19 protein-coding genes are annotated in these 17728 nt (G+C 73.3%); 11 read left to right on the forward strand and 8 right to left on the reverse strand.

The window, feature by feature from the left end; genetic code table 11:
* A partial coding sequence (locus ACIF8T_RS19060) for a biotin carboxylase N-terminal domain-containing protein (RefSeq protein ID WP_400036434.1) occupies positions 1 to 317 on the reverse strand: 317 nt, incomplete at its 3' end.
* 374 nt (positions 318 to 691) lie between these two features.
* Here ACIF8T_RS19060 and ACIF8T_RS19065 point away from each other — a divergent pair.
* A complete protein-coding gene (locus ACIF8T_RS19065; protein WP_400036436.1) occupies positions 692 to 1171 on the forward strand; it encodes a hypothetical protein in 480 nt (159 codons plus the stop codon).
* On the opposite strand, the gene ACIF8T_RS19070 is transcribed toward ACIF8T_RS19065, so the two are convergent.
* Together ACIF8T_RS19070 and mmpB are read right to left on the reverse strand one after the other, a co-directional pair.
* A complete protein-coding gene (locus ACIF8T_RS19070; RefSeq protein WP_400036438.1) occupies positions 1140 to 1760 on the reverse strand; it encodes a Maf family protein in 621 nt (206 codons plus the stop codon). The genes ACIF8T_RS19065 and ACIF8T_RS19070 overlap by 32 nt on opposite strands.
* 32 nt (positions 1761 to 1792) lie before the next feature.
* A complete protein-coding gene (gene mmpB / locus ACIF8T_RS19075) occupies positions 1793 to 1921 on the reverse strand; it encodes a morphogenic membrane protein MmpB (protein ID WP_391790103.1) in 129 nt (42 codons plus the stop codon).
* Between the two features lie 138 nt (positions 1922 to 2059).
* Here mmpB and ACIF8T_RS19080 point away from each other — a divergent pair, with 138 nt between their 5' ends.
* Entirely contained in the window at positions 2060 to 3190 is a 1131-nt protein-coding gene (locus ACIF8T_RS19080; protein ID WP_400036440.1) for an SGNH/GDSL hydrolase family protein, read from the forward strand.
* A 7-nt stretch (positions 3191 to 3197) separates the two neighbouring features.
* Here the strand turns inward: ACIF8T_RS19080 and ACIF8T_RS19085 are convergent, their stop codons facing one another.
* Together ACIF8T_RS19085 and ACIF8T_RS19090 are read right to left on the reverse strand one after the other, a co-directional pair.
* On the reverse strand, positions 3198 to 3410 hold the full coding sequence (locus tag ACIF8T_RS19085; RefSeq protein WP_400036442.1) for an acyl-CoA carboxylase epsilon subunit: 213 nt from the start codon (positions 3408 to 3410) through the stop codon (positions 3198 to 3200).
* A gap of 15 nt (positions 3411 to 3425) precedes the next feature.
* Entirely contained in the window at positions 3426 to 5015 is a 1590-nt protein-coding gene (locus ACIF8T_RS19090; RefSeq protein WP_400036444.1) for an acyl-CoA carboxylase subunit beta, read from the reverse strand.
* Positions 5016 to 5125: 110 nt separating this feature from the next.
* Between ACIF8T_RS19090 and ACIF8T_RS19095 the strand changes: the two genes are divergently transcribed.
* On the forward strand, positions 5126 to 6001 hold the full coding sequence (locus ACIF8T_RS19095) for a biotin--[acetyl-CoA-carboxylase] ligase (RefSeq protein WP_400036446.1): 876 nt from the start codon (positions 5126 to 5128) through the stop codon (positions 5999 to 6001).
* Positions 6002 to 6118: 117 nt separating this feature from the next.
* Positions 6119 to 7279 (forward strand): adenylate/guanylate cyclase domain-containing protein, encoded by a 1161-nt coding sequence (locus ACIF8T_RS19100; protein ID WP_400036448.1) that lies wholly within the window; start codon positions 6119 to 6121, stop codon positions 7277 to 7279.
* A gap of 28 nt (positions 7280 to 7307) precedes the next feature.
* Here the strand turns inward: ACIF8T_RS19100 and ACIF8T_RS19105 are convergent, their stop codons facing one another.
* Positions 7308 to 7949 carry a hypothetical protein gene (locus tag ACIF8T_RS19105; protein ID WP_400036450.1) on the reverse strand — a complete coding sequence of 214 codons (642 nt, stop codon included), beginning with the start codon at positions 7947 to 7949 and terminating at the stop codon, positions 7308 to 7310.
* Positions 7950 to 8267: 318 nt separating this feature from the next.
* Between ACIF8T_RS19105 and ACIF8T_RS19110 the strand changes: the two genes are divergently transcribed.
* The 3 genes from ACIF8T_RS19110 to hutH all read left to right on the forward strand — a co-directional run bounded on the left by ACIF8T_RS19110 (position 8268) and on the right by hutH (position 11963).
* Positions 8268 to 9068 (forward strand): enoyl-CoA hydratase/isomerase family protein, encoded by an 801-nt coding sequence (locus tag ACIF8T_RS19110; protein WP_400036452.1) that lies wholly within the window; start codon positions 8268 to 8270, stop codon positions 9066 to 9068.
* A gap of 125 nt (positions 9069 to 9193) precedes the next feature.
* Positions 9194 to 10345 carry a diguanylate cyclase domain-containing protein gene (locus ACIF8T_RS19115; protein ID WP_400036454.1) on the forward strand — a complete coding sequence of 384 codons (1152 nt, stop codon included), beginning with the start codon at positions 9194 to 9196 and terminating at the stop codon, positions 10343 to 10345.
* Positions 10346 to 10424: 79 nt separating this feature from the next.
* Entirely contained in the window at positions 10425 to 11963 is a 1539-nt protein-coding gene (hutH, locus tag ACIF8T_RS19120; protein ID WP_400036954.1) for a histidine ammonia-lyase, read from the forward strand.
* Positions 11964 to 12020: 57 nt separating this feature from the next.
* Here the strand turns inward: hutH and ACIF8T_RS19125 are convergent, their stop codons facing one another.
* Both ACIF8T_RS19125 and ACIF8T_RS19130 read right to left on the reverse strand, forming a co-directional pair.
* A complete protein-coding gene (locus ACIF8T_RS19125) occupies positions 12021 to 12797 on the reverse strand; it encodes a hypothetical protein (protein ID WP_400036456.1) in 777 nt (258 codons plus the stop codon).
* 42 nt (positions 12798 to 12839) lie between these two features.
* Positions 12840 to 13190 carry a hypothetical protein gene (locus tag ACIF8T_RS19130; RefSeq protein ID WP_400036458.1) on the reverse strand — a complete coding sequence of 117 codons (351 nt, stop codon included), beginning with the start codon at positions 13188 to 13190 and terminating at the stop codon, positions 12840 to 12842.
* A 109-nt stretch (positions 13191 to 13299) separates the two neighbouring features.
* On the opposite strand from ACIF8T_RS19130, the gene ACIF8T_RS19135 reads away from it, so the two are divergent.
* From ACIF8T_RS19135 to ACIF8T_RS19150, 4 genes are all read left to right on the forward strand, one after another.
* A complete protein-coding gene (locus ACIF8T_RS19135) occupies positions 13300 to 13677 on the forward strand; it encodes a hypothetical protein (RefSeq protein ID WP_400036460.1) in 378 nt (125 codons plus the stop codon).
* Between the two features lie 238 nt (positions 13678 to 13915).
* Complete coding sequence (locus ACIF8T_RS19140) at positions 13916 to 15172, forward strand: Ig-like domain-containing protein (protein WP_400036461.1); 1257 nt, start codon at positions 13916 to 13918, stop codon at positions 15170 to 15172.
* 171 nt (positions 15173 to 15343) lie between these two features.
* Positions 15344 to 16810 (forward strand): ABC transporter permease, encoded by a 1467-nt coding sequence (locus ACIF8T_RS19145; protein ID WP_400036463.1) that lies wholly within the window; start codon positions 15344 to 15346, stop codon positions 16808 to 16810.
* 48 nt (positions 16811 to 16858) lie between these two features.
* Positions 16859 to 17542: an ABC transporter ATP-binding protein gene (locus ACIF8T_RS19150; protein WP_400036465.1), complete on the forward strand. Its 684-nt coding sequence runs from the start codon at positions 16859 to 16861 to the stop codon at positions 17540 to 17542.
* The last annotated feature ends 186 nt before the right edge of the window (positions 17543 to 17728 follow it).

Genomic DNA, 17728 nt, shown 5'->3' on the forward strand with positions numbered 1-17728 from the left:
GGCGGCGGGCCGATCCAGATCAGGCCCGCGTCCAGCACGGCCTGCGCGAAGTCGGCGTTCTCCGACAGGAAGCCGTACCCGGGATGGACCGCGTCCGCGCCCGACTCACGCGCCGCCTTCAGCACCTTCTCGATGTCGAGGTAGCTGGTGGCGGGAGTGTCACCGCCCAGGGCGAACGCCTCATCCGCGGCGCGGACATGCAGAGCGTCCCGGTCCGGGTCGGCGTAGACGGCCACGCTCGCGATCCCGGCGTCCCGGCAGGCCCGGGCCACGCGGACAGCGATTTCGCCACGGTTGGCGATGAGCACCTTGCGCACGATTGAGGCTCCCTCCTTGAAACAAGCCGAGTTTAGGGACTGCCGACACGGCACTTCGACCCGTCCCCAATGGTGAGCTTGCCCACACGGAGCGTGATGCGAGGCTTGCTCGACCCACGAAATCCCTTGTCGCGGCGCGATGCCCAGGACTCCTCCGGCAAACCCTAGCCGTCCCCTGTGGTCAAGGTCTCTGTCACCACGTGCTGCGGGCCACTCGGTTTCTTTGTGGAGTCCCTACGAATGGCCCAATGATTCTTTGCCGTTCGCAGGACCCTTGTCCCGAGGTTTACCGGTGAGTAGCGTTCGCGGGGTCGGAGTCGTACCCGGGGTAACCGAACGCCGGGCGAACACGTGCTCGGAAGAGGGTGGGGCCGGTGGTGCGCAGGCCGGTGGCGTGGGTGGTGGCGGTGGTGCTCTTCGCCGAGGGGGTCGGCGTGGCCGCGCTGAACTGGTTCCTGGGGGTCGTCGTCGACCGGCAGGACATGTCCTTGGCCGGTCTTGACCCGGACGTGATGGCGGTGTCCTCGAAGGCCGGCGGCGTCGTCTTCGGCCTCGGCTTCGCGCTGTGCGGCCTGGTCGCGCTGCTGGTCGCGCTGCGCGACCGGCCGCCTGCGGGGTTCGGGCGTGTCGTGCTGATCGGCGCCGCCGTGGTGCACGGTCTGCTCGGCGCCTTCGCCTGGGGGCTGGCGGGCTGGCCGGCGTTCCTGTTCATGGTGGTGGTGCTCGGGCTGATCGTGCTGCTGCTGATGACGTACGACAGCCCGGCGGAGCCCGCCGGTGCCGCGCCCGGGGCGGGCGCGGGGGGCGGCGACGGCTCCCCGGTCACGCCTCCCGCGGCGCCCACAGCTCCGTGATGCCGACCCCCAGCTCCGCCAGCAGGCGGCGCACCAGCGGCAGGCTGATGCCGATGACGTTGCCGTGGTCGCCGTCGATGCCGTCGATGAAGGGGGCGGAGCGGCCGTCGAGGGTGAAGGCGCCCGCGACGTGCAGCGGCTCCCCGGAGGCCACGTACGCGGCGATCTCCTCGTCGGTCGGCTCGCCGAAGCGGACGACCGTGGAGGCGGTCGCGGAGGCGTAGCGGCCGCTGAGCGTGTCGTAGACGCAGTGGCCCGTCTGGAGGGTCCCGGCGCGCCCGCGCATCGCCTTCCAGCGGGCGGTGGCCTCCTCGGCGTCCGCGGGCTTGCCGAGGGCCCGGCCGTCCAGGTCGAGCACCGAGTCGCAGCCGATCACCAGCGCGCCCTTGACGTCGGGCTTCGCGGCCACCACGGAGGCCTTGGCCTCGGCGAGGGCGAGGGCCAGCTCGGCGGGGGTGGGGGCGGTGACGGCGTCCTCGTCGACGCCGCTCACGATCACCTCGGGGTCGAGTCCGGCCTGGCGCAGCAGTCCGAGCCGGGCGGGGGACTGGGAGGCGAGGACGAGTCGGCGGCGCGGCTGGTCTGTCATGCCCTCAGGGTATCGGCGCGGGCCCGGCGCCCTCACCTCACGCCGATCACGAGCATCGCCAGCACCATGGCCAGCGCCACGAGGACCCCCAGCCGCCGCAGCATGTCCTGCGTGTTCCGCAGTTCCTCGGGCGGTTCGTTCTCGGGGTCGGACCAGAGCATGCCTTCCATCGTCCGGCGGGTGCCCGGCACGGCGCCTGAGTACGCGTACTCAACTTGCCCCGGCTCGCCAGGACCATCAAAAGGGACTACAGTTCCATTAGCTAAAGGAACTCTGGTTCCCTTTGGAAGGGGCGTGTCATGTTCACCGTTGCCTGGACCGCGTCACCCCAGCTCCCCGGCGAGGGCTTCACTCCGAACTGGTCCCGCGAGGGCTTCTGGCGCCAGTCGCTGCGCCAGGTCGTCCGTCTCACGGCCGGCGGCGAGCGGCTCCGCGTCCGGCTCTCCCACGCGTACGGGACCTCCGCGGTCCGCCTCGCGGGCGCCACGGTCGGCCGCACGGCCCGGGGGGCGGCCGTCGAGCCGGGCTCGCTGCGGCGGCTGACCTTCGGCGGCGCGTACGACGCCGCGATACCGGCGCGCGGGGAGCTGCTCAGCGACCCGGTGGAGCTCGCCACGGCCGCGCTGGAACGCATCACCGTCACCCTGTACTTCGACGCAGCCACCGGCCCGGCCACCTTCCACGCGCAGGCCTTCACGACCGGCTACCGGGGTCCGGGCGACCTTCTCGCGCAGTCCGGCGGGGACGGCTTCGACGCGGTCAGCGAGTCCTGGTACTTCCTGTCGGCCGTCGAGACCGACGCCGGCCGCCGGGACGGCATCGCGCTGTTCGGCGACTCGGTCACCGACGGCTTCGGCTCCACGCCCGGCGCGGACCGCCGCTGGTCCGACGCCCTCGCCGAGCGCACCGGCCGGCCCGTCCTCAACGCGGGCATCGGCGGGAACCTGCTGCTCAACGACTCGTCCTGGTACGGCGAGAAGGCGGTGCACCGGCTCGGCCGGGACGTCCTCGCCCACCCGGGCGTGGACACGCTGGTGGTGCTGCTCGGCCTGAACGACATCGGCTTCAGCGAGACGGACCGGCAGCCCACCTACCACCCCGCGCCGGTGGTGGAGACCGCCGAACTCGTCGACGGCCACCGGGAGCTGATCCGGCAGGCCCGCGCGCGGGGCCTGCGGGTGATCGGCGCGACCCTGCTGCCGCTGGCCGGCTCGGACCACTGGGGCGAGCGCGCGGCCAGGACGAGCCACGAGCTCAACGAGTGGATCCGGTGCGCGGGGGAGTACGACGCGGTCGCCGACCTGCACCGCGCCCTGGCCGATCCGGCGGACCCGGACCGGCTGCACCCGTCGTACGACTCCGGCGACCACCTGCACCCGAACGACGCGGGCTACGCGGTGATGGCCGGAGCCGTCGCGGCGGTGCTCTGACTCCTGCCTACGCGCCCGGCCAGTACGTCCGCGCCCACGACGCCTGCCCCGGAAGGGGCAGGTGCCGGCCGGCGATGCGGGACGGGTCGGACCAGGAGTCGCGGGGGCCGGGCGCGCCGGACGGCAGGGCGGCCGCCGCCGCGGCGCGCGCCCTGACCACCGCCAGTGCGGCGGCCAGCTCCTCCGGGGTCGGGTTGCCCCGTACGACCTTGATCGTCACAGCCACTCCTGAGGGCTAGAGGGGGATGTTGCCGTGCTTCTTCGGAGGGAGGGATTCCCGCTTGGTGCGCAGCTGACGCAGGCCGCGCACCACGTGCCCGCGGGTGTCGGACGGCATGATCACCGCGTCGACGTAACCGCGCTCGGCCGCGACGTACGGGTTGAGGAGGGCGTCCTCGTACTCCTGCATCAGCCGGGCGCGGGCCGCCTCCGGGTCCTCCGCCTCGGCGATGGTGCGGCGGTGCAGGATGTTGACGGCGCCCTGCGCGCCCATCACGGCGATCTGGGCGGTGGGCCAGGCGAGGTTGAGGTCGGCGCCCAGGTGCTTGGAGCCCATCACGTCGTACGCCCCGCCGAACGCCTTGCGGGTGATGACCGTGATCAGCGGGACGGTCGCCTCGGCGTACGCGTAGATCAGCTTGGCGCCGCGCCGGATGATGCCGTCGTGCTCCTGGCCGACGCCGGGCAGGAAGCCCGGGACGTCCACGAAGGTCAGCACCGGGATGTTGAAGGCGTCGCAGGTCCGCACGAAACGGGCCGCCTTCTCGCTGGCCTGGATGTCGAGGCAGCCCGCGAACTGCATCGGCTGGTTGGCGACCACGCCCACCGGACGGCCCTCGACCCGCCCGAAGCCGGTGAGGATGTTCGGCGCGAACAGCGGCTGCGTCTCGAAGAACTCGCCGTCGTCCAGGACGTGCTCGATCACCGTGTGCATGTCGTACGGCTGGTTCGCGCTGTCCGGGACGATGGTGTCCAGTTCCAGGTCCTCGTCGGTGACGGCGAGGTCCGCCTCCTCCGGGAACGCCGGCGGCTCGGAGAGGTTGTTGGACGGCAGGTACGACAGCAGCTGCTTGACGTACTCGATCGCGTCCTTCTCGTCGCCCGCCATGTGGTGCGCCACGCCCGAGGTCGTGTTGTGGGTGCGGGCGCCGCCCAGCTCCTCGAAGCCGACGTCCTCGCCGGTGACCGTCTTGATGACGTCCGGGCCGGTGATGAACATGTGCGAGGTCTGGTCGACCATGACCGTGAAGTCGGTGATCGCGGGCGAGTAGACCGCGCCGCCCGCGCAGGGCCCGACGATCAGGCTGATCTGCGGGATCACGCCGGAGGCGTGGGTGTTGCGGCGGAAGATCTCGCCGTACGCGCCGAGCGAGGCCACGCCCTCCTGGATGCGGGCGCCGCCGGAGTCGTTGATCCCGATGACCGGGCAGCCGGTCTTCAGGGCGAAGTCCATGACCTTGACGATCTTCTGCCCGTAGACCTCGCCCAGGGCGCCGCCGAAAACGGTGAAGTCCTGCGAGAACACCGCGACGGGACGGCCGTCGACGGTCCCGTACCCGGTCACGACACCGTCCCCGTAGGGGCGGTTGGCGTCGAGGCCGAAGTTGGTGGAACGGTGCCGGGCGAACTCGTCGAGCTCGACGAACGAGTCCTCGTCGAGCAGCAGCTCGATCCGCTCACGGGCCGTCAACTTGCCCTTGGCGTGCTGCTTCTCGACGGCGCGTTCCGAGCCGGCGTGCGTCGCTTCGTGGATACGGCGCCTCAGGTCCGCGAGCTTGCCCGCGGTCGTGTGGATGTCAGGCTGCTGCTCTTCCGGCTCGGACATCGGGATGCGGCTCCCTGCCTGCTCAAAAGGGGGGACGGTTACTCATCCGTAGCGTAGTGGGGGGCCCGCGGGTCGGCAGTGCGGCGTTTACCACACCTAGGGTGGCTTGCATGACGCCGCGAGATGCATCAGAGGGACCCGAGGGAAACCGCAGCCGCTGGGCGGACCTGGACCGTCCGCCGCTCAACGTCACCGCCCTGCGCCGGGGGCTGGTGCGCGAGGGAGGACTGTGGTCGCAGGTGGAGGTGGTGCAGCGCACCGGCTCCACCAACTCCGACCTGGTGGCCCGGGCCGCCGCGGGCACGGCGACCGAGGGGGCGGTCCTCGTCGCCGAGGAGCAGACCGCCGGGCGCGGGCGCCTGGACCGGCAGTGGACGGCGCCGGCGCGCTCCGGGCTGTTCTTCTCCGTCCTGCTGCGGCCGGCCGAGGTGCCGGTGGCCCGGTGGGGCTGGCTGCCGCTGCTCACCGGGGTCGCGGTCGCGACGGGGCTGTCGCGGGCGGCGGGCGTCGACACGGCGCTCAAGTGGCCCAACGACCTCCTGGTGACCGTCGGCGGCGAGGAGCGCAAGGCCGGCGGGATCCTCGCCGAGCGGGCCGGCGACGACGGCGTGGTGATCGGGGTCGGCGTCAACGTCACCCTGCGCACGGCGGAGCTGCCGGTGCCGACGGCGGGCTCCCTCGCGCTCGCCGGCGCCGTGAGCACGGACCGGGACCCGCTGCTGCGCGGGATGCTGCGGGCGCTGGAGGACTGGTACGGGCGGTGGCGGGCCGCCGGGGGCGACCCGGTGGCCTGCCGGCTCCAGGAGACGTACGCGGCGGGCTGCGCCACGCTGGGGCGGACGGTGCGCGCGGAGCTGCCCGGGGACCGGTCGCTGGTGGGCGAGGCGGTGGCGGTGGACGGCGACGGCCGGCTGGTCCTGGCCACCGGGGAAGGGGTGCAGGAGCCCGTGGGAGCGGGGGACATCGTCCACCTGCGGCCCGCCTGAGCGGACCGCTTCCCGCCGCACGTCCCGCTTCCGTCGGACGGAGTGAGCTGGCGCACACCTGCCGTACAGTTGAGGCCGGTCGATACATGACCGTGACAGATCGGAAGGGCAGCAGGCGTGACCGTCGACGACTCGGGTGCCGGCACGGACGCGCAGGGCCGGGGGGATCCTCCCCCACTCCCGGCTTCGCTCGACCGGGGGGACCCCCCTGCCGCCGACCCCGGCGAGGACCCCCTCGCCCTGCGCCTCGAGCAGCTCATCCTGGGCGCGGAGCGCCGCTACACGCCCTTCCAGGCGGCCCGCAGCGCCGGCGTCTCCATGGAGCTGGCCTCCCGCTTCTGGCGGGCCATGGGCTTCGCCGACATCGGGCAGGCCAAGGCGCTGACCGAGGCGGACGTCCTGGCCCTGCGCCGCCTCGCCGGTCTCGTCGAGGCGGGGCTGCTGAGCGAGGCCATGGCGGTGCAGGTGGCCCGGTCCACCGGGCAGACCACCGCACGGCTCGCCGAGTGGCAGATCGACTCCTTCCTGGAAGGGCTGACCGAGCCGCCCGAGCCCGGCATGACCCGCACCGAGGTGACGTACCCGATCATCGAGCTGCTCCTGCCCGAGCTGGAGGAGTTCCTCGTCTACGTCTGGCGGCGGCAGCTCGCCGCCTCGGCGGGCCGGGTGGTGCAGGCCGCCGACGACGAGGAGATGGTCGACCGGCGGCTCGCCGTCGGCTTCGCCGACCTCGTCGGGTTCACGCGCCTGACCCGCCGGATGGAGGAGGAGGAGCTCGGCGAGCTCGTCGAGGCCTTCGAGACCACCGCCGCCGACCTGATCGCCGCGCACGGCGGACGGCTGGTCAAGACCCTCGGCGACGAGGTGCTGTACGCCGCCGACGACGCGGGCACCGCCGCCGAAATCGCGCTGCGGCTGATCGAGACCATGGCGCACGACGAGACGATGCCGGAGCTGCGCGTCGGCATGGCGTTCGGCACGGTGACCACCCGGATGGGCGATGTCTTCGGCACGACGGTCAACCTGGCCTCCCGGCTCACCTCGATAGCGCCGAAGGACGCCGTCCTGGTCGACACCGCCTTCGCCGAGGAGCTGATCCGCACGCAGGACGCCCCGGCCTCCGAGGCGGTGGCGGCCGAGGAGGCCGCGGCCGCGGAGAAGGAGGGCGAGGAGCCGCCGGTCTACCGGTTCGCGCTCCAGCCCATGTGGCAGCGCCCCGTGCGCGGACTGGGCGTCGTGGAGCCCTGGCTGCTCACCCGGCGCAACGGGGTGTCGTAGGCCCCGCCGGACCTGCCGCGTCCCGCGCTCAGCTCCGTTGTCCCGGCCCGTCCAGGCACAGGCCGACGACCGGTATGCACAGGCCGGGCCGGTCGGCCGGGGTGGGCCGGACGGACTGCCGCGGCTGGTCGGGCCGGGGTGCCGGGGCGGGGGTGGAGCGGGTCGGGGGCGCGGACGGCTCGGGCGTCCGGCTCGCCGCCGGACGGTGCGGTGCCGGACGGTGCGGTGCCGGGTCCGCCGCCTCCGGGAGGGTCGTGGCGCCGGGTGCGGGCGCCGGGGCGCCGGTCCGGGCGGGGGCGGCGGCGCGGCCCGACGGGGCCGGTGCCGCGCCCGGGGCCGTGGAGGCCGGCGGGCGCGCCCCGGGCGCCGCGGTGGTCCCCGCGGCGCGGGCCGCGCGGTGCGTGCCGGCGGCCCGGTCCGGGCCGGGCAGGACCTCGGCGGCGTCGACGCTGCCGGCCCGCGGAACCGGATCGGACGCCAGGCGGACCAGACCCAGCACGGCCGCGGCCAGCGCGAGACCGCCGATGGCGAGCGGCATCCCCCGCGGACGGGGCTTGCGGTGCCGGCCGCGTGCGCGGGACGGGAAGGGGCCCGTGCCGGTGAGGGCGTCCGGGCCGGCCGGCCCGTGCGGTGCGCTCTCCCCGCCGTGCGGTGGCGTGTCCGTCGTCATCGCGATCCCTCCCGGTGCGCACGCGCCCCCGATGCGCCGTGGCGGTGCGCACGCTATGCGCTCCCCCGGGCGGTGGGGCCGCAGTCGCCGGGATGTCACTCGAACGGGCGGGGTGGGGCGGGCCTTCGGGAGCCGGGCCGGCCGCGCGTCCCGGCGCGGCGGACGGTGTCCTGTCCCGGGGGCGGCGGACGGTGTCCTGTCCCGGGGGCGGCGGCTCGCCCGCCGCGCTCCGCGGCTGCCGCTCCGCCCTTTTCCCGGCGGGGCCCGGCTGCCATGATCGGGTCCGACGGTGTTAACCCGCGTTAACCGGAGGGTGTCATGAGTGAGGAACGGTTCGGGGAGTACGTGCTGGTGCGGCGGCACGAGGACGGGCATGTCGCGGAGCTCGCCCTCGACCGGCCCAAGGCCATGAACGCCGTGTCCACCGAGATGGCCCGGTCCATCGCCGGGGCGTGCGCGGCGCTGGGCGAGGACCGCGCGGTGCGGGTGGTCGTGCTGACCTCCACGCACGAGCGGGCGTTCTGCGTCGGGGCCGACCTGAAGGAGCGCAACTCCTTCAGCGACGCGGAGCTGGTGCGGCAGCGGCCGGTGGCGCGCGGCGCGTACACCGGGGTGCTGGAGCTGCCCGTGCCGACGGTCGCGGCCGTGCACGGGTTCGCGCTGGGGGGCGGGTTCGAACTGGCGCTGGCCTGCGACGTGATCGTGGCCGACGGCACGGCGGTGGTGGGGCTGCCGGAGGTGTCCGTGGGGGTGATCCCCGGCGGCGGGGGCACGCAGCTGCTGCCGCGGCGGGTCGGGGCGGCCCGGGCGGCCGAGCTGATCTTCACGGCGCGGCGGGTGGAGGCCGCCGAGGCGCGGGAGCTGGGCCTGGTCGACCAGCTGGTGGACGAGGGGCGCGACCGGGAGGAGGCGCTGGCCCTGGCGGCCCGGATGGCGGCGAACTCCCCGGTCGGGCTGCGGGCGGCGAAGCGGGCGCTGCGGCTCGGCCACGGCCTCGACCTGCGGGCCGGGCTGGAGGTCGAGGACGCGGCCTGGCGGTCGGTGGCGTTCTCCGGGGACCGGGCGGAAGGGGTCGCGGCGTTCAACGAGAAGCGCAGGCCCCAGTGGCCGGGGGAGTAGCGGACGGGGCTCGCGGGCGGCCGGCCGGGCGCGAGGCCGGCCGGTGCGCCCCCGGCGCCTTCCGTTCTCGCCCCGTTCGCCCCGAAAACTCCCCTCTTCACCCTGAACATCCCTAGCCTGGGGTGATGGGTGAGGACAGGCGGCTCGCGGCCGTGGTCGCGTTGGCTCAGGGCATGGCGGCCGCGCACGGCTCGCGGGAGGCGTGGCGCGCGGCGGCCACCGGGGCGTGCCGGGCGCTCGGCGGGAGCTTCGCCGCGCTGTCGGTGTGGGAGCGCGAGCTCGGGCGGCTCAGGGTCCTGGTGAACGTCGGCGAACGCGCCGAGGGCGAGGAGGAGTTCCCGGACGACGAGGCCTACCCGGTGCACCAGTTCGCGGAGATCACCGAGTTCCTGCACGAGCAGTGGGCCGGCGGCGGCCGGCCCGGCGCCTGGGTCGAGACCGCCGAGGGGCCGGCGGCCGGGCGGCGCCCCGGCTACTGCCACCAGCGGGTCGCCGCCCTGCGCCGCCGGGGCCGCGGCTGCTGCGTGGTCGCGCCGATCGTGCTGCACGGCCGCGCCTGGGGCGAGCTGTACGTGGCCCGCCCGGCCGGGGCGCCCGTCTTCGCGCGGGCGGACGCCGAGTTCGCCACCGTCCTCGCCGCCGTGGTCGCCGCCGGGATCGCCCAGACGGAGCGGCTGGAGGAGGCCCGGCGGCTGGCGTTCACCGACGCGCTCACCGGGCTAGCCAACCGGCGGGCCGTCGACATACGCCTGGAGAAGGCGATCGAACGGCACCGCGCGGACGGGGTCGTCGTCAGCCTCGTCGTCTGCGACCTGAACGGGCTCAAGCGGGTCAACGACACCCACGGGCACGCCGTCGGCGACCGGCTCCTGGAGCGCTTCGGGACGCTGCTGTCGGTCTGCGGGGCGATGCTGCCGGGGGCGCTGGCGGCCCGGCTCGGCGGGGACGAGTTCTGCCTGCTCGCGGTCGGGCTCTCCGCCGACCAGGTCGTCAAGGCGGCCGACGAGGTCTGCCGCCGGGCCGCCGAGTGGGAGATCGGCGACGGCGTGGCCTGCGGGGTCGCCTCCACCGACGACCCCATCGGGCCGGTCCGCTCGGCCCGCCGGCTCTTCCGGCTCGCCGACGCCGCCCAGTACAGGGCCAAGGCCGAGCGGGCCGTCCATCCGGTCGTCGCGGGCCGGGAGGGGCCCGACGACCCGGTGGTGCGGCTGGCGGACGAGCCGTCGGTGGAGGCGGACGGGGAGCGCCGCCGGTTCCGCGGGCGGCATTCGCCGTAGCGCCGGGAGCCGTAAGGGGCGGGGCCCGGACCCGGTGGTGACATTGCGGAATTCACTGCGTACGCTCCTGAATATGGATATGCACACTGTGGTGGTGGGGACGTCCGGGACGACCGCGTCCGACGTGCTCGCCGTGGCGCGCGACGGTGCCCGGGTCGAGCTCTCCCAGGAGGCGGTGGCGGCCCTGGCCGCGGCCCGCGAGATCGTCGACGCGCTGGCCGCCAAGCCGGACCCGGTCTACGGCGTCAGCACCGGCTTCGGCGCCCTGGCGACCCGGCACATCAGCCCGGAACTGCGCGGCCGGCTGCAGCGCAACATCGTCCGCTCGCACGCCGCCGGCATGGGACCGCGCGTGGAGCGCGAGGTCGTGCGCGCCCTGATGTTCCTGCGGCTGAAGACCGTCTGCTCGGGACACACCGGCGTCCGCCCCGAGGTCGCGCAGACCATGGCCGACCTCCTCAACGCCGGGATCACCCCGGTCGTGCACGAGTACGGCTCCCTCGGCTGCTCCGGCGACCTCGCCCCGCTGTCCCACTGCGCCCTCGCGCTGATGGGGGAGGGGGACGCGGAGGGCCCCGACGGCGTCGTGCGGCCGGCCGGCGAACTCCTCGCCGAGCACGGCATCCGCCCCGTCGAACTGCGCGAGAAGGAAGGGCTCGCCCTCCTCAACGGCACCGACGGCATGCTCGGCATGCTGATCATGGCCCTCGCCGACCTGGACACCCTCTACAGGTCCGCCGACGTCACGGCCGCCCTCAGCCTGGAGGCGCTGCTCGGCACCGACAAGGTGCTCGCCCCCGAGCTGCACGCCATCCGCCCGCACCCGGGGCAGGCGGCCAGCGCCGCCAACATGCTGGCCGTGCTCAAGGGCTCGGGCCTGACCGGGCACCACCAGGACGACGCCCCGCGCGTCCAGGACGCCTACTCCGTGCGCTGCGCCCCGCAGGTCGCGGGCGCCGGCCGGGACACCGTGGCCCACGCCCGCCTGGTCGCCGACCGCGAGCTGGCCTCCGCCGTGGACAACCCGGTGGTCCTGCCCGACGGGAGGGTCGAGTCCAACGGCAACTTCCACGGCGCCCCGGTCGCCTACGTGCTGGACTTCCTGGCTGTCGCCGCCGCCGACCTCGGCTCCATCGCCGAGCGCCGCACCGACCGGCTGCTGGACAAGAACCGCAGCCACGGGCTGCCGCCGTTCCTCGCCGACGACGCCGGGGTGGACTCCGGCCTGATGATCGCCCAGTACACGCAGGCCGCGCTGGTCAGCGAGATGAAGCGGCTGGCCGTCCCGGCCTCGGCGGACTCGATCCCGTCCTCCGCGATGCAGGAAGATCACGTCTCGATGGGCTGGTCGGCGGCGCGCAAGCTGCGCACGGCGGTGGACGACCTGACCCGGATCATCGCCATCGAGCTGTACGCCGCCACGCGCGCCGTCGAGCTGCGCGAGGGGCTGACACCGGCGCCCGCCACCCGGGCCGTCATCGACGCCGTGCGGAAGGCCGGTGTCGCCGGTCCCGGGCCGGACCGGTTCCTGGCGCCGGACCTGGCCGCTGCGGAGGCGTTCGTCCGCGAGGGGCGGCTGGTCGCGGCCGTGGAGACGGTCACCGGACCGCTGCTGTAACGGCGGGCGGCAAACGCGCCGGGGCCCCGCCGTACGCGTACGGCGGGGCCCGACGGCTTACTTGAGCTTGGCGATCTGCGCCTCGACCACGGCCGCCGGCACCTCGGCCGCCTTGCCGGAGCCGAGCGACGCGAAGTTCACCGTGTAGAAGGTGGCGACGGTGTTGCCCTTGCGCACGACCTCGGTCTGGAAGGTGGCCGTGCCCTCGCCGTCCATGTCGACGCCCTGGGAGAACGCGACGGACTCGTCGCCCTGCCCGGAGCCCTGGCCCGCGGCGACCTTGGTGACCTTCGAGTTCTCGCCGCCCGCGGCGAGGCCGTAGCCGCCGGAGCAGGCCGACACGCCGTCGGAGACGGCCTTCAGGGCCTTCTCGGCGCCGTCGCCGTCGTACGAGGACAGGCCCACGTACGTCATGTTGATGTCGAAGGCGTCCGCGATGTCCTCCGGCTGCGCGGTGGCGGTCGCCGCCTTGTCCTCCGCGACGGAGTTGCTGGCGTTCGCGTCCGTGTCGCCCGGGGCGAGGCCGGCCGTGGCCCACGCCAGCGCGTTGCACTCGGCCTTGTCGGTCTTCACCGCGCTCTTGGACTTCGGCAGGGTGTCGTCGCCGGAGGCGACCTTGTAGCCCTTGACGTCGCCCTGCGCGAGGAGCAGCTTCTCCAGCTCGGCCGAGGTGGCCGCCTTGGCGGCGGGAGCCGAGGAGGAGGACGAGGAGCCGGAGCCCTCGGTGTTCTCGGCGTCGTCCGACCCGGAGTCGGAGCAGCCCGTGATGAGGGCGAGCGACAGCACGCTCACGGCAGCCGTGGCGCCCAGTCGCGCGCCCGATGATCTCTTCATGGGCGGACTATGAAGCCCGGGCCGACGAATCGTCAAGCGGAGTTAAAAACCGAGACGTTCCCGGCGAACCGCGTACGCGACGAATCCCGCGCCCAGCGTCAGGAAGGCGGTGCCGCCCAGGACGTACGGCGTGCTGTCGAAGCTGCCGGTGTCGGCGAGACGGGCGTCGGTGACGGAGCCGTGCGCGGCCGTCGACGCGGTGGTCGACGTGATGGTCGAGGCGGTGGCCGAGCTGACCCTGGCCTGCTCCGTGACCTGCGGAGACGGGTGTGCCGAGGTGGCCGTTCCCACCGGGCTCTCGGCCGTCGCGTTCGCGGACGGGACGAACCACAGGGCGCCCAGGAGGGTGCCCGCGGCGGTGGCGGTCAGCAACGGACGGCGAGCGGATGACACGGAATATCGATCCCCTTGTGGTACTGGCGAATTGGCCGTGTGGGGCGATGTTAGTGAAAGGCGCGGGTCACGGGAAAGTCACAGGAACGCAGGGCCGTACGCTCCGGACATGACTACTCCAGAGACATCACGGTTTGTCCGGCTTCGCGTGGACCTCGTCGTCGAGGTCCACGACGCGGAGGCGCTGACCAAGGCGGCGTTGCGCCGCATCGCCGACGACGGGGGCATGCCCGACGCGGAGCGGGTACACGCCGAAGGGGCGGTGACGGAGGATCCCGCGGAAGCCCTCGCCCACCTGATCGACCCGGTCGGCCTGGTCGGCGAGGTGCCCGGCGTGGAACTCCAGCAGGCGTCCTGGAGCAGCGAGCGGATCGGGTACGACCCCGACGCGCCCGGCTGGGATCTCGACGAGGATGATGACGACGAGGACTGGACCACCGACGACGGCACGGACGGGACGGACGACGGCGAAGGGCGCGCCGGCTGAGGCGCCTTGAGCGAATCGTGACCCCGGGCGGCAACCGCCGCCCGGTGTCACGGCGTCTCAGACGAGGCGCCGGCCGACAGCCGCCCCGTCCGTGACGCGGACGTGGTGATCCCCACACACGCGGACGATGTGGAACGGGACGTACCGGTCGTAGCGTTGAAAGTTCTCGGGGGACTCTCGGGTCGTGACGGGGGACTCCCGTGGTTCGGGGAATTCGGCAACGATGGAGAAGCGTGTGATGACGGACGGTAAGCGGCGCAGGGGCCTGACGGTCGCGTCCGCACTGCTCGGCGGAGTGCTGGTGCTCTCGGCCTGTTCCGGCGGCGGCGACGACGCCTCCGGGGGCGACGGCGGGAACAACGACACCACGCAGGCCAAGGTCGACGAGGCGGCGGCGGAGAAGACGTCCGAGGCCCAGATCGCGATCACGCCGAAGGACGGCTCGAACAACGCCTCCATCAACAACTCCGCGACCGTGAAGGTGACCAAGGGCACACTCACGAACGTGAAGATGACCACCTCCGACGGCACCGCCGTCGCGGGCGAGATATCCGCCGACAAGACGAGCTGGCAGCCCAGCGTCCAGCTGGAGCGGGCCACCACCTACCGGCTGACGGCGACCGCCGAGGACTCCGAGGGCCGCGCCGCCCACGAGAACGCCTCGTTCACCACGGTCTCCCCGTCCAACAGCTTCATCGGCAACTTCACCCCGGACGACGGCACCACGGTGGGCGTGGGCATGCCGGTGTCGATCAACTTCGACAAGGCCATCACCAACAAGGCCGCCGTCCAGAAGGGCATCACGGTCAGCACCACCAGCGGGCAGGAGGTCGCCTGCCACTGGTTCAACGCCAACCGCATGGACTGCCGGCCCGAGGAGTACTGGCAGGAGGACTCCACCGTCACGCTGAAGCTGGCGCTGGACGGCGTCGAGGGGGCCGAGGGCGTCTACGGCGTCCAGCAGAAGACGGTCACCTTCAAGATCGGCCGCAACCAGGTCACCTACGTCGACGCCAAGACCAAGCAGATGAAGGTCACGCAGGACGGCAAGACCGTCCGCACCATCCCGATCTCCGCCGGCGCCCCCGAGAACAAGACGTACGAGGGCCAGATGGTGATCTCCGAGAAGTTCAAGGAGACCCGGATGAACGGCGCCACGGTCGGCTTCACCGACGACGACGGCAAGGGCGAGTACGACATCAAGGACGTGCCGCACGCCATGCGCCTGACCACCTCCGGCACCTTCATCCACGGCAACTACTGGGGCGACCCGTCCGTCTTCGGCAACGTCAACACCAGCCACGGCTGCGTCGGCCTGCAGGACAAGAAGGGCGCCGGCGACCCGAACATGCCCGGCGCCTGGTTCTACGACAACTCCCTCATCGGTGACGTGGTCGTCGTCCAGAACACCGGCGACAAGACCGTCGCCCCGGACAACGGCCTCAACGGCTGGAACATGGACTGGGCGCAGTGGAAGGCGGGTTCGGCGGTCTGACGCCCCCGCGGTCACGACATCCGGTGCCGCCGTCCGTCCCCGCCGGGACGGGCGGCGGCACCGCCTTTCCCGCCCGCCGCCGGCTCCCGCACATCCCCCTGACGGCCGCTTCTCATCGCCCTCTTATGCGGGGCTTATCGCTTCATCACGGACCGTCCCTAGCTTGCGGCCATGTTCTTCACCTACCTGAGGCGCGAACTGCGCCGCCGCAGAAAGGCGGCCCTCGTCGTCGCCTCCGGCCTCGCGCTGGGCATCGCGCTGGTCATCGTGGTCACCTCCGTGTCGTCCGGCATGGGCAAGGCCCAGGACAAGGTCCTGCAGTCGCTGTACGGGCTGGGCACCGACATGACGGTCACCAAGGCAGCGGCGCCGACGGCGAGCAGCTCCGAGCGGCCCCGCTTCCGGTTCGACGCCCAGGAGGACGGCTCCGACGAGGAGCAGAGCAGCGACCGCGTCATGGTCCAGGGCTTCCAGACGCTGGCGAGCTCGACCGTCGGCGAGGTCGGCGAGCAGAACGGCGTCGCCGACGCGGTCGGCGGGCTGAGCCTCCAGGTCGTCAAGGTCAGCGGCCAGTTCACGCGCGGTCAGTTCCAGCAGGAGGGCGGCGGCGGGGCCGGGCAGGGGGGCGGTCCGGGGGCCGCGCCGTCCGCGCAGGGCCGGGTCGAGGGCGGCGGCGCCGACTTCGACGTCAACAGCTACTCCGTCTACGGCACGGACGTCACCGAGCCCGCCCTCGGCCCGCTGACCTCCTCCAAGATCACCAGCGGCCGCACCTTCAAGACGTCGGAGACCGACGCGAAGGTCGCCGTCGTGGACTCGGCGTACGCCAAGGAGAAGAAGCTCGAGACCGGCGGCACGGTCACCGTCAAGGGCACGAAGTTCGAGATCGTCGGCATCGCGACCGCCGACAGCGGTGACGCGGCGGCCGACGTGTACGTCCCGCTGAAGCGGGCGCAGACCCTGGCCGACGCGAAGAACAAGGTCACCACGATCTACGTCAAGGCCACCGACTCGCAGCAGATCGACAGCGTCAAGTCCGCGATCCAGAAGAACGTCTCGGGCACCACGGTCACCACCTCCGCCGACCTCGCGGACACCGTCTCCGGCTCGCTGTCCACGGCCTCCTCCCTCGCCACCAGCGTCGGCACGTGGCTGTCCGTCGTGGTGCTCGTCGCCGCGTTCCTGGTCGCCGGGCTGCTCACCTCCTCGGCGGTGTCCCGCCGGGTGCGCGAGTTCGGCACGCTCAAGGCCCTCGGGTGGCAGTCCGGCCGGGTGACCCGGCAGGTCGTCGGCGAGGCCGTCGTGCACGGCCTGGTCGGCGGCGCGCTCGGCATCGCGCTGGGCCTGGCGGGGGCGTACGCCGTCACCGCGGTCAGCCCGACGCTGCAGGCGCAGCTCGGCTCGACCGCGTCCGCGTCCGGCGGCCCCGGGGGCGGGGGCGGGTTCGGCGGCGGCATGGCCGGGCCCGGCCGGCAGGCCGCGAAGACGCTGGAGGTGGCCCTCACCGCGCCCGTCAGCGTCACCACCATCGCCGTCGCGGTGGCGCTGGCCGTGGCGGGCGGGCTGATCGCCGGGGCGTTCGGCGGGTGGCGGGCGTCGCGGCTGCGGCCGGCGGACGCGCTGCGCCGCGTCGAATAGCCGCTCCGGCCGCCAAGCCCCCTCTACCTCCCAGGAGTTGCACCCACCATGTACGAACTCAGGAACGTCACCAAGCGCTACACCCGGGGCAAGGACACCGTCCACGCCCTGGACGGCGTCGACCTGACCATCCCGGACGGCGACCGGCTCGTCATCCAGGGGCCCACCGGCGGCGGCAAGTCCACGCTGCTGCAGATGCTGGGCGGACTGGACCGGCCCACCTCCGGCGAGGTCGTGCTCGACGGCACCGACCTGGCCACGCTGCCCGAGGCCCGGCTCACCCGGGTGCGCAGCGAGAACATCGGCTTCGTCTTCCAGTCCTTCAACCTCATCCCGACGCTCAGCGCGCAGGAGAACGTCGAGACCGCGCTCGTCCCGCTCGGCGTGAAGGCCGGGGAGCGGCGGGAGCGGGCCGCCGAGGCGCTGGCGTCGGTCGGGCTCGGCGAACGGCTCGGGCACCTGCCGGGCGAGATGTCCGGCGGCCAGCAGCAGCGCGTGGCCATCGCCCGGGCGCTGGTCAAGCAGCCGAAGGTGCTGCTCGCCGACGAACCCACCGGAAACCTCGACGAGTCGACGCGCGACGAGATCATGGACGTGCTCGAACGCATGTGGAAGGAGCTCGGGTTGACCTTCGTCATGGTCACCCACGACTCGGCGATCGCGAAGCAGGCCCCGCGGCTGGCGACGATCCGCAAGGGGCGGATCACCGTCACGGAGCGGGCCGGGGCGTAACCCCGCGGCCGTGTAACGGTGTTCCGGCGGTCCCGTTACAGTCGCCCGTCGAATGCGCCACCTTTCCCTTCGGTGTTGAGCGTCTGATCACCCCCCCGGCATACTGCGGGTTCCGGGGGGCGTGCGCGCGCGTGTACGAGACCACCCCCGGCCGGGTGAACGGGGAATTCGCCCGGTTCTTCTGCA

It is taken from the genome of Streptomyces sp. NPDC085946 (assembly GCF_044540485.1).
Classification (GTDB): Bacteria; Actinomycetota; Actinomycetes; order Streptomycetales; family Streptomycetaceae; genus Streptomyces.